The organism is Streptomyces poriticola, assembly GCF_036689765.1.
GTDB classification, from domain to species: Bacteria; Actinomycetota; Actinomycetes; order Streptomycetales; family Streptomycetaceae; genus Streptomyces; species Streptomyces poriticola.
Map to the genome: position 1 here is coordinate 1 of NZ_JBAGKH010000018.1, position 11,055 is coordinate 11,055.

Annotated in this window: 9 protein-coding genes; 2 read left to right on the forward strand and 7 right to left on the reverse strand. The window is 72.1% G+C overall.

All coding sequences use genetic code 11. From position 1 onward, the window contains the following. A partial coding sequence (locus V5O46_RS21030; protein ID WP_332886187.1) for an aminotransferase class I/II-fold pyridoxal phosphate-dependent enzyme occupies positions 1 to 1,550 on the forward strand: 1,550 nt, incomplete at its 5' end. A gap of 10 nt (positions 1,551 to 1,560) precedes the next feature. Here the strand turns inward: V5O46_RS21030 and V5O46_RS21035 are convergent. The 7 genes from V5O46_RS21035 to aceA form a co-directional block, all read right to left on the reverse strand. Then, on the reverse strand, positions 1,561 to 2,139 hold the full coding sequence (locus V5O46_RS21035) for a toxin (RefSeq protein WP_332886188.1): 579 nt from the start codon (positions 2,137 to 2,139) through the stop codon (positions 1,561 to 1,563). Continuing rightward, the gene (locus tag V5O46_RS21040; RefSeq protein WP_332886189.1) at positions 2,136 to 2,576 is read right to left on the reverse strand and encodes a helix-turn-helix domain-containing protein; all 441 of its coding nucleotides are present in this window, start codon (positions 2,574 to 2,576) and stop codon (positions 2,136 to 2,138) included. Before V5O46_RS21040 ends, V5O46_RS21035 begins: the two co-directional genes overlap by 4 nt. Before the next feature lie 329 nt (positions 2,577 to 2,905). Beyond that, positions 2,906 to 4,063 (reverse strand): MAB_1171c family putative transporter, encoded by a 1,158-nt coding sequence (locus V5O46_RS21045; RefSeq protein ID WP_332886190.1) that lies wholly within the window; start codon positions 4,061 to 4,063, stop codon positions 2,906 to 2,908. Positions 4,064 to 4,137: 74 nt separating this feature from the next. Next, positions 4,138 to 4,875 (reverse strand): TetR-like C-terminal domain-containing protein, encoded by a 738-nt coding sequence (locus V5O46_RS21050; protein ID WP_332886191.1) that lies wholly within the window; start codon positions 4,873 to 4,875, stop codon positions 4,138 to 4,140. A gap of 399 nt (positions 4,876 to 5,274) precedes the next feature. Continuing rightward, a complete protein-coding gene (locus V5O46_RS21055) occupies positions 5,275 to 6,171 on the reverse strand; it encodes a 3-hydroxybutyryl-CoA dehydrogenase (protein WP_332886192.1) in 897 nt (298 codons plus the stop codon). Next, positions 6,168 to 7,766, reverse strand: coding sequence for a malate synthase A (gene aceB, locus V5O46_RS21060; RefSeq protein WP_332886193.1), 1,599 nt, complete (start codon positions 7,764 to 7,766; stop codon positions 6,168 to 6,170). The genes V5O46_RS21055 and aceB overlap by 4 nt, the downstream gene beginning before the upstream one ends. A gap of 127 nt (positions 7,767 to 7,893) precedes the next feature. After that, the gene (aceA, locus tag V5O46_RS21065; protein ID WP_332886194.1) at positions 7,894 to 9,177 is read right to left on the reverse strand and encodes an isocitrate lyase; all 1,284 of its coding nucleotides are present in this window, start codon (positions 9,175 to 9,177) and stop codon (positions 7,894 to 7,896) included. Positions 9,178 to 9,598: 421 nt separating this feature from the next. Here aceA and V5O46_RS21070 point away from each other — a divergent pair, with 421 nt between their 5' ends. Then, positions 9,599 to 11,032: a short-chain fatty acyl-CoA regulator family protein gene (locus tag V5O46_RS21070; RefSeq protein WP_332886195.1), complete on the forward strand. Its 1,434-nt coding sequence runs from the start codon at positions 9,599 to 9,601 to the stop codon at positions 11,030 to 11,032. The last annotated feature ends 23 nt before the right edge of the window (positions 11,033 to 11,055 follow it).

Consider the following 11,055-nt stretch of genomic DNA (forward strand, 5'->3'; position numbering starts at 1 on the left):
TCGGGGCCCCCGCCGCCCCGGCCGTGGCGGCCACCCCTGCCACACCCGCCGCCACCGTCGTGCTCGAAGAGGTGTCGCGGACCGGTGTCTTCCCGCTCCCCGACCTCGGCGAGCACATGGCCCTGGTGGCGGACCTCGGCTTCGACTCGCTGATGCTGCAGGAGCTGGAGGTCAGCATAGGCAAGCGGATACCGGGATTCCGCGACGACGAGATCTACTCTCCCGGCCTGACCATCGAGCGGCTGATCACCCTGGTGGACCCGGACCGCACCCGGCCACCGACGGCACCCGGATCCCGGCCGGCTGCCGCACCGCTCTCCGGACCCCGGGCGGACTGGGACGCCGACACGGCATGCGTCGACGACTTCCCGGAGGTGAGACAGCTCGAGGAGGTGCTCGGCGGTATCGCGGGCAGCGGTGCGGAGTTCCCGTACTTCCGGGTCCACGAGGGCACGATCCGCGACACCACCGTGATCGACGGCCGGTCGTACCTGTCCTTCGGCAGCTACAACTACCTGGGGCTGTCCGGCCATCCGGCGGTCGACGAGGCCGTGCACCGGGCCGTGGACCGCTACGGCACCTCGGTCTCCGCGAGCCGGGTGCTCTCCGGCGAACGGGACCTGACCGTTCGGCTGGAGCGCGCGCTCACCGGGTTCCTCGGCGTGGCGGACTGCCTGGCGCTGGTCAGCGGCCATGCCACGAACGTGACCGCGGTGGGCCATCTGGTCGGCGCCGGGGACCTCGTGCTGCACGACGCGCTCGCCCACGACAGCATCCTGCAGGGCTGCGCCCTGTCCGGGGCGGCACGGCGGCCGTTCGCCCACAACGACACCGGTCAGCTGGAGCATCTGCTGCGGATCAACCGGTCCCGGTTCCGGCGGGTGCTGATCGCCGTCGAGGGCGCCTACAGCATGGACGGCGATCTCGTCGACCTGCCCGCCGTGATCGAGCTGAAGAAGCGCTACGGCGCCCTGCTGATGGTCGACGAGGCGCACAGCATCGGCACCGTCGGGGACAGCGGCCGAGGCGTGGGCGAGTTCTTCGGCGTCGACCGGGCGGACGTGGACCTGTGGATGGGCACCCTGTCCAAGGCCTTCGCGAGCTGCGGCGGTTACCTCGGCGGCTCGGCCCGGATGGTGCGCTGGCTGCGCCACACCCTGCCGGGTTTCGTCTACAGCGTCGGTCTGACCCCGGCCAACGCGGCCGCGGCGCTGGCCGCCACCGAGCTGATCACCGCGGAGCCGCAGCGGGTGCACGCCCTGCGCCGCAACGCGGAGCTGTTCCTCCGGCTGGCCGGGTCCGCCGGTCTGGCCACGGGCTCCAGCGCCCACACCCCGATCGTGCCGTGTCTGCTCGGTGACTCGGCTCGGACCCTGCGGGTCGCGGACCGGCTGTACGGGCGGGGCGTGGTGGCCGACCCGATCTTCCATCCCGCGGTGGAGGAGGGGCTCGCGCGGCTGCGGTTCTTCGTCACCAGCGAGCACCGCGAGGACGACATCAGGCGCGCGGTGTCGATCCTGGCCGAGGAGGTGAGGGACGCGGGCGGGTGAGCGACGCACGTCAGATGAGAGTGCGTTCGATCCGGCTGAGCACCGCGTGGGTGCCGGCGTCGCCGTCGCCCGGTGCGGTCCCGCCGGGCGTCGCCTCGGTCGGCTGCTCGGTGCCGCGCAGCCGCTGGGAGAGGAGGTAGGCGATGATCTCGGCCTCCTGCTCCTGGACGTCGTCGTAGGTGGCGCGCAGGAGCATGTCACGCACGAGGTCGGGGTCGAGGTTGGGGAAGAGGAGACGCGCGGTGTCCTCGTCCAGCCAGCCGGCCCCGCGATGGCAGCAGATGATGTGGCCCAGCTCGTGCAAGATGATGTGCTCCTGATGCGCGCTGGTCGTGTTGGCGTCGTAGAAGATGAGGTCCTCGTCGCGTGCGGCGACCCACATGCCGCACGGGTGCGAGGCCGGCATCTGCATCGGCACCAGCGTGATCGGACGGCCCCGGGACTCCCCGAGATGGCGGCAGAGCTCGGCCACGTCGGCCAGCTCCGGCAGGTCGAGTTCGGCGATCCGCCGGGTGCCCGCCTTGCGCAGCCGCTTGAGCTGGCTGCGGCGGTCCTGGCCGGTCTGCCGCCCGCTCCTGGAGCCCCTCACTCCGGCTCCGTGGAGTCGGTGACCGGTGGCAGGCCCTGCAACTGCCGGTACTGGTCCATGATGGCCGTGATGGCCTGGAGATTCTCCTTCTTCATCCCGGCCGCGCGCATCGCCACGGCCCGTACGCCGGACTGCCGCAGCGCCTCGACGGCAGCGAGCTGGCTGAGAACCGACTGGGCCACCTCGTCGTCGAAGAAGTAGGCGACGGAGACCCCGAAGAAACGGGCCAGGGCGGCCAGAAGGTCAGGAGAGGGATTGGCGCGTTTGCCCGTCCGCAACTGCGACAGATACACACCCCCGACCCGGAGTTCGGGGTTGGCCTTCTTCAGCTCCTCCGCCACTTCGGCGTTGGTCCAGTGCCTGCCCTTGGGGCGCACCGTCTTGAAGAGGTCGTCCAGGCGCACCGCCAGCAGGGGCCGGTCGTCAGTCTCGGACATGGTGAATCTCCCTCCCGTCACCTCCTCGGCATTGCCCTTGGCTATCGGTCAGTCTCGCAGATTAGCGGGCAGTTGACAATTGGCCGAGTCTCCGCCAACGTTGGAACCCGCCGATAGCTGGCAGCTAACTTGACCTACGGGGGTAGTCGAGTTGGCGCCGGATTGTCGGAAGGCCCGGCCCGCGTACGCTCGTACGCGGGCCGGGCCGGAGCATCCGGGCGGATCACAACTGCCGGGAGAACGGGGGAACGGGGGAACAACGGGGAAACGGGGAATGGAAAGGGGAGGCCCGCCCGGTCTGACGGGGGATACAGGCCGGGCGGGAGCTCTCAACCCGCGCCCTTGAGTTTACTGTAGGCGGATGCAACTTTGGCGAGCCAGGCCACTTCCGCGGTGAAGTTGTCCGTATCCCGGTCGTCGAAGTCGCCGTCGTCCTTGTTGTCGGCGGGCACGATGCCGGTGCGCTTGGCGTGCAGTGCCTGTCTGATCTGTGCCGCTTCGGCGAACGCCTGCCGGTGCTCCTCGCTCGCCTCCGCACCGGGTCCGGGCACGCCGTTCGCGCTGCGGTCGATGTAGGGGCGCAGGTCGCGCCACCCGTCGCGGATCTCGACGACCCGCCGGTGCAGGCGGTAGTTGAGGTCGGAGACCGACGTCGTCCCGGGCGGCTCGAGCACGATGTCCGGGGAGGACTCGTAGAGATCCCGCCACAGCGGGTACAGCGCCCGGTAGGAGCGGTAGTTGTGCGCCCAGTCCAGCAGCCTGCCGGCGGAGCCGCTCCAGGACGACATGGTCAGGCTCAGTGACAGGATCACGATGCCCGCCGCGCTGAACAGCGACGGGGTCACCGTCCAGACGCCGATGTCCAGACCGGCCGCGGCCGTGAGGATGTTGACCGTCCGGGCCGTGCAGTACAGGAACAGCACCACCGCGGCGACCGAGAGCAGCCGCAGTGCCTGCCGCAGCGAGGTGTTGTCCGTCATCCGGGCGTACGGACCGCACTGCCGGAAGATCGTGACGCACGGCACCGCCTGGGAGACGATGAAGGCCAGCAGATAGGTCAGGACCAGCGGCTGACCGCTCCCGGTGTCGAAGTCCGAGGCCGGCCGGCCCGGACCGTCGGCGAGGAGGAACAGCGCCGTCAGCAGCGTGTTGAGCGCGACGCCGACGACCAGCCAGATCCGGGTCTTGTGCGCCGCCCTCTCGTCGGCCGTCGCCCAGTGCAGCAGGATGATCTGTGCGCTGACGCAGAAGGCGACCGCCGACAGATGCATCACCAGGATGGCGAGGTTGCCCACGCCCAGGAAGCTGTCGCCGCTCATGGCGACGGCGCCCATGGTGAAGGTGAGGCACTGCAGGAGCAGGGTGACGACGAGGGTGCGGTAGGCGCCGTCCCGCCAGCTGCGCCGGGCCTGGCTCAGCCGGTAGACGAGCGCGGAGTACGACGATATCGCCGCTATGAGGAAGCAGATGGTTCTGGTGGCGTTCACGGGCCGATTCCTGGGGGGGGGTGCCGCGCGTGCGGGTGGGGGAGTTGGGGGGAGGCGGAACGGGAGCCGGAACGTCAGCCGGTGCTGTCGCCGCCGGCGTCCGCGGGAACGTCGAGGCCGATGCTCTCGGCGGCCACGGCGACGGCGTAGTCGAAGAACACCGCCTGGTCCCGGACGCTGTCATGGGTGCGGCTGAAGACCTGGAACATCAGCAGCCCGATCAGGTTGCTCCACAGCACGATGCCCCGCTCGATCAGGTCCGAGAAGGGGGCCGGGGGAGTACCGCCGAACAGCTCCACGGCGGCAGGCAGCAGCAGCGGCGCTCCTGACACCGCGCGTCGGGGCGGGGTGAGTTCACCGGCCTCGAGCGCCGAGCGCACGATTCCGGCCAGTACCGCGGGGGTGCGTGAGGCGGGCGGCACCGTGTCCTGCGGGGCGTGGTAGCCGGGCACGGGCGAGCCGTAGATCAGCGTGAACTCGCCCGGGTTGGCGAAGGACCAGCCGCGCAGCGCGCGGGCGACCGCGAGCAGACGGACACCCGCGGACGCACCGGCCGCCCGGGCCGCCTCGTCGGCCCGTTCCATCGCGGCGCCGGACGCGTCGTAGGCGTCGATGACCAGGGCGGTGAGCAGATCGTCCCGGTGCGGGAACACGGCTGCCACCTCGTCGGCGGCCGGACCGCCGGCCTCGGCCACGGCGGCCGGGGACAGCTCTCCCGGACCGGCCTTCTCCAGCAGCCGGCGCGCGATGGCCTTGACGGCGGCCACGCGCGTCGAGTGGTCGTCGGCTGAACTCGTTGCGGAATCCTCCATGGGCACACCGTACCCGTCGGTGACAACGGCCCGGCCGGCAACTGCCGTAGGCCCGCCGCCGGGTGGTGCGATCCGGCCAGTCCCAGGTCAGCGCCGGGATCGGGGCAATCCGGGACGGCTCGCGGAAGCGGCCCCCCGGGGGCAGTGCCCCGGGAGCCGGGAGACTCACGCGGTCGCCTCCTCGACGAGCAGCGCGGCGGATCTCCCCGGAGAGGGGCGTGCGGCATGCCCGCGCAACCGGCTGCCGCCGCGCTCCGCAGGCCCCGGCGCCGTACGCACACACCACAGGGCGGGAAGCGCACCCTCGCGCTCCCCGCCCTTCCCCTGTGACGCCGCGCCGGACCCTCGACCGGGCGGCGGTGTCCCGGGACCCTCGCCCGGGACGCGTACCAGGACCCCTCAGCCCTGGTCGTACACGTGGAACCCCCTGCCGGCCTTCCGGCCCAGGAGCCCCGCCTGAACCATCCGCTGGAGCAGCGGGGGCGGCGCGTAGAGCGGCTCGCGGAATTCGTCGTAGAGCGACTCCGCGATCGACGCGACCGTGTCCAGGCCGATCAGGTCGGCCAGCCGCAGCGGACCCATGGGGTGGGCGCAGCCCAGCTCCATGCCGGTGTCGATGTCCTCGGCGGTGGCGAAGCCGGACTCCGCCATCCGCACCGCCGCCAGCAGATACGGGATCAGCAGGGCGTTGACCACGAAGCCGGCCCGGTCCCGGGAGTGGATGACCGTCTTGCCGAGGGCCGCGCCCGCGAACTCCTCGACGGCGGCGACCGTCCCGGCCGAGGTGTGCAGCGAGGTCACGACCTCCACCAGCGGCAGCACCGGCACCGGGTTGAAGAAGTGCAGCCCGATCACCCGGTCGGCACGCCCCGTGGCCATGCCGAGCCGCATCACCGGGATCGAGGAGGTGTTGGTCGCCAGCACCGCCGCCGGATCCTCCACGATCTTGTCGAGCGCGGCGAAGATCTCCGCCTTCGCCTCCGCGTTCTCCACCACCGCCTCGACGACGAGCTGACGGTCGGCCAGGTCGTCCAGGCTGCCGGTGAAGACCATCCGGTCGAGCGCGTCCCGGGCGGCGGACTGCTCCAGCTTGCCGCGCCGCACGGCGCGGTCCAGCGACTGCGCCACCCGGTCGCGGGCGGCGCGTGCGGCCGTCGCGTCGGCCTCGCACACCACCGTGTCCAGCCCGGCCCGGGCGCACACCTCGGCGATCCCGGCGCCCATCTGCCCGCCGCCCACGACGCCGACGCGGCTGATGCCCCCGCTGCTCCCGCTGCCCCTGACGTCCCCGCTCACGACACGGCCCCGGCGGTGCGCACGAGGTGGCGGGTGTAGGCCTCCGGCGTGAAGAACTGCGGCAGTTCGCCCGCGAGCGCCGTCCGCTCGAACAGCTCCCGGACCTCCTCCAGCGGCGCCCACGGGTACTCGGCGCCGACCGCGGCCAGTTCGTCGTCCAGCACCCGCAGGACCGTCTCCCGGCCGATCACCCGGTGCCGCAGCCACTGCCAGATCTGCACCCGCGCGATCTCGGCCGTGGCGGCGTCCTCCATCAGGCCGTACAGGGCGACCGCTCCCTGCCCGCGCAGCCAGGCGGCGAAGTAGCGCAGTGCCACCGCGACGTTGGTGCGCACCCCCTCGGCGGTCGGCGGCCCGCTGATCCGGCGCACGGACAGCAGGTCGGCCGGGGTCACCGCGACATCGTCCCGGGTCCGGTCGATCTGGTGCGGGCGCTCCCCGAGCACCCCGTCGAACACCTCGCGGCACACCGGGACCAGCCCGGGGTGGGCCACCCAGGAGCCGTCGAAGCCGTCCTCGGCCTCGCGCTCCTTGTCCAGCCGGACCGTGGCGAGCGCCGCCTCGTGGGCCGCCGGGTCCCTGGCCGGCACCTGGGCGGCCATGCCGCCGATGGCGTGCGCGCCGCGCTTGTGACAGGTGCGGACCAGCAGTTCGGTGTAGGCGCGCATGAAGGGGGCCGTCATCGTCACCTTCGCCCGGTCCGGCAGCAGGAAGTCGGTGCGGTGGCCGAAGGTCTTGATCAGACTGAACAGATAGTCCCAGCGCCCGGCGTTGAGGCCGGAGCTGTGCTCGCGCAGCTCGTAGAGGATCTCCTCCATCTCCACGGCCGCCGTGATCGTCTCGATGAGCACGGTGGCGCGGATCGTCCCCCGCGGGATGCCGAGCAGCTCCTGCGCCAGCAGGAACACGTCGTTCCACAGCCGGGCCTCGTACCGGTTCTCCAGCTTCGGGAGGTAGAAGTACGGTCCGGATCCGGCGTCGATCTGCCGCTGGGCGCAGTGGAAGAAGTAGAGGCCGAAGTCGACCAGCGCGGCCGGCACCGGGCCGCCGTCGGCCTCCAGGTGCTCCTCCAGCAGGTGCCAGCCGCGCGGCCGGACCATGATGGTGGCGAGCCGGTCCCCGTCGGCGAGCCGGTACTCCTTGCCCTCCGGTGTGCTGAAGTCGATGCGGCGCTCGATGGCGTCGAGCAGCGTCAGCTGGCCGCCGATGACGTTGTCCCAGGTGGGGGCGGTGGCGTCCTCGAAGTCCGCCATCCACACCCGGGCCCCGGAGTTGAGCGCGTTCACCGCCATACGGCGCTCCGGCGGACCGGTGATCTCCACCCGGCGGTCGGTCAGCCCGGGCGCGGGCGGCGCGACGCGCCAGGCCGGGTCGGTGCGGACCGCGGCGGTGACCATGGGGAAGTCGAGCGGGCTGCCGCTGGCGAGGCGCAGCGCCTGCCGGCGGCGTTCCTTCAGCAGGTCCTGACGGCGCTCGGCGAACGCCGCGGCCAGCCTGCCGACGAAGTCGAGGGCGGCCGGGGTGAGGATCTCGTCGTGACGGTCGCCCCGGGGAGCGAGAACGCGGACGCGGTGGTCCAGTGCGCTGGTGGTCATCGGTTTCTCCTGCGGGAGGGCGGGGAGCGGGGGCCGCGCGGGGACGGTCGCGCCGGCCCCCGCTCGGGCCGGGCGCCGGGGACGGCGCCCGGAGGGCGGGGCCGGTGCCCAGGCCTGCGGGGCAGGCCTAGTGGAACTGCTCCTCCTCCGTGGAGCCGGTCAGCGCGGTGGTGGAGGAGGCCGGGTTGACGGCCGTGGAGACCAGGTCGAAGTAGCCGGTGCCGACCTCGCGCTGGTGCTTGACGGCGGTGAAGCCGTGCTCCTGCGCGGCGAACTCGCGCTCCTGCAGGTCGACGTAGGCGGTCATGCCGTGCTCGGCGTAGCCGCGGGCGAGGTCGAACATGCCGTGGTTGAGGGAGTGGAAACCGGCCAGGGTGATGAACTGGAACTTGTAGCCCATCGCGCCGAGCTCGCGCTGGAACTTGGCGATCTGGTCGTCGTCCAGGGCCGCCTTCCAGTTGAAGGACGGCGAGCAGTTGTAGGCCAGCATCTGGTCCGGGTACTGGGCGTGGATCGCCTCGGCGAACTGGCGGGCCTGCTCCAGGTCCGGGGTGCCGGTCTCCACCCAGATCAGGTCCGCGTACGGGGCGTAGGCGAGGCCGCGGGCGATCACCGGGTCCATGCCGTTCTGCACCCGGTAGAAGCCCTCGGCGGTGCGCTCGCCGGTGCAGAAGCGGGCGTCGCGCTCGTCGACGTCGCTGGTCAGCAGGTTGGCGGCGAGCGCGTCGGTGCGGGCGATGATCACGGTCGGCACATCCGCGAGGTCGGCCGCGAGCCGGGCCGCGTTCAGGGTGCGGATGTGCTGGGCGGTGGGCACGAGCACCTTGCCGCCGAGGTGGCCGCACTTCTTCTCGGACGCGAGCTGGTCCTCGTAGTGGATGCCGGCCGCACCGGCCGCGATCATGCCCTTGGTCAGCTCGAAGGCGTTCAGCGGGCCGCCGAACCCGGCCTCGGCGTCGGCGACGATCGGCGCCAGCCAGTCGGTGGTCTCGCCGGCGTCCTCCGCGGTGGCGATCTGGTCGGCGCGCAGCAGCGCGTTGTTGATCCGGCGCACCACCTGCGGCACCGAGTTGGCCGGGTACAGGCTCTGGTCGGGGTAGGTGTGGCCGGCCTGGTTGGCGTCGGCGGCGACCTGCCAGCCGGACAGGTAGATGGCCTGCAGCCCGGCCTTGACCTGCTGCACGGCCTGGCCGCCGGTCAGCGCGCCGAGCGCGTGGATGTAGTCCCGCTCGTGCAGCTGGCGCCACAGCCGCTCGGAGCCGCGCCGGGCCAGGGTGTGCTCCTCGCGGACGCTGCCGGAGAGCCGGACCACGTCCTCTGCGGTGTAAGTGCGCTCGATGCCCTGCCACCGCGGGTCGGTGGCCCAGCGCCGCGCGAGTTCCTCGGCCGCCTGCGTCCTCGCCTCTGCCATGCCTGTCACCGTCTCCTCGGTCTGTTGCGTCTGCCAATCCCGGTCCGCGTCGGACTGAGGTGGCACTGCGTGTCGTAGCTGCGGATGCGGCCCGCCGACGCCCCCGAGGGGAGCAGGTGAGCAACGCTGCCGGTGCGGAGCACCGTCGTCGCCGGGATCTCCGACGTCAGGGCATGAATCGCGCCCCGGTTCCGATCGGTGCCTGCCGGTCCGGCGGGCCGCACTGATGACTCTGGCACTGGCACTGAGTGCCATCAAGCGTGGATCATTGCCAAGTTCTGTAAATCTTCCGAGCCTCCTTTGCCAAGATTGCGAAGACTTCCCCGGGGAGTCGTTCGCGTAGGCTGCAGCTGTTCAGGGCAGCACCGGACGGCACCGGACGGCACCGGACGCGGACACCGACGAGCACGGAGGAGCGCGGGTGAGCAAGACCTACGCCGGAGCGCGGCTGCGGCGGCTGCGCGAGGAGCGCCGGATGAGCCAGGCGGACCTCGCCCGCGCCCTGGGCATCTCGCCGAGCTATCTGAACCAGATGGAGCACGACTCCCGCCCGCTCACCGTGCCCGTGCTGCTCCGGCTGACGGAGACCTTCGGCGTCGACCCGGGTTTCTTCTCCGAGCGGGACGCGACCAGGCTGGTGGCGGACCTGCGCGAGGCGCTCGCCGGGGAGCTCGCCGAGGCCCGGGTGTCCCACTCGGACCTCGCCGAGCTGGCCTCCCGGATGCCCGCGGTGGCGCGGGTCCTGGTCGACCTGGGCCACCGCAACCAGGCCCTGTCGGAACGCCTGGCGGGCGCCGCGGAGGGCCGCGGCACCGGCGAGCCGGCGCCGGACTCACCGCACGAGGAGATCCGGGACTTCTTCTACCGCCGCCAGAACTACCTGCACGACACCGACCTCGCGGCAGAGGAGCTGGCCGCGGAGATCGGTATCCGGCCCGGCGAGGTCATCCCCGCCCTCACCCGCCGCCTCGCCGACCGGCACGGCGTCCGCCTGTCCACCGCCGGTACCGGCGACCACCTCCACCACTACGACGACGTCACCCGCACCCTCCACCTCTCCACCCGGCTGCGGCCCGGACAGCGCGCCTTCCGGCTCGCCACCCAGCTCGCGCTGCTGGAGTTCGGCGGCGGCCTGGACCGTCAGGCCGCCGCCGACTTCCCGCCCGGCGCACCCAGCCACGCCCTGGCCCGCATCGGCATCGCCAACTACTTCGCCGCCGCCCTGATCCTGCCCTACCGCAGCTTCCACGCGGCGGCCGAGGAGGTCCGCTACGACATCGAGCGGCTCACCGACCGCTACGGGCTCGGTTACGAGACCGTCTGCCACCGGCTGAGCACCCTCCAGCGCCCGCGGCTGCGCGGGGTGCCGTTCTCCTTCGTCCGCGTCGACCGGGCCGGCAACATGTCCAAGCGCCAGTCCGCCACCGCCTTCCACTTCTCCCGGGCCGGCGGCACCTGCCCGCTGTGGAACGTCTACGAGGCGTTCGCCGCCCCCGGCCGTATCCATGTCCAGATCGCCGAGATGCCCGACGGGCAGCGCTACCTGTGGACCGCCCGCGCCGTCACCCGGCACCGCGGCGGCTGGGGGGAACCCGGCAAGACGTACGCGATCGGCCTGGGCTGCGAGATCCGCCACGCCCACCGGCTCGTCTACTCCGACGGCCTGGACCTCTCCAGCGCGGCCGCGGCCACCCCGATCGGCATGGGCTGCCGAGTCTGCGAACGCCTGGACTGCCCCCAGCGCGCCACACCGCCGCTCGGCAGGCCGCTGCGCATCGACCAGAACAGCAGCACCTTCGTCCCGTACCCGGTGAACGTGGAGGGACCCGCTCCGGGCCCGCAAGGCGGATCCTGATGCGTGGTGGGGACCAGACGGGG

Excerpts from the sequence above, each read along its gene's own strand:
- V5O46_RS21040 (WP_332886189.1), bottom strand. The coding sequence starts at position 2,576 with ATGTCCGAGACTGACGACCGGCCCCTGCTGGCGGTGCGCCTGGACGAC.
- V5O46_RS21050 (WP_332886191.1), bottom strand. The coding sequence starts at position 4,875 with ATGGAGGATTCCGCAACGAGTTCAGCCGACGACCACTCGACGCGCGTG.
- aceB (WP_332886193.1), bottom strand. The coding sequence starts at position 7,766 with ATGACCACCAGCGCACTGGACCACCGCGTCCGCGTTCTCGCTCCCCGG.
- aceA (WP_332886194.1), bottom strand. The coding sequence starts at position 9,177 with ATGGCAGAGGCGAGGACGCAGGCGGCCGAGGAACTCGCGCGGCGCTGG.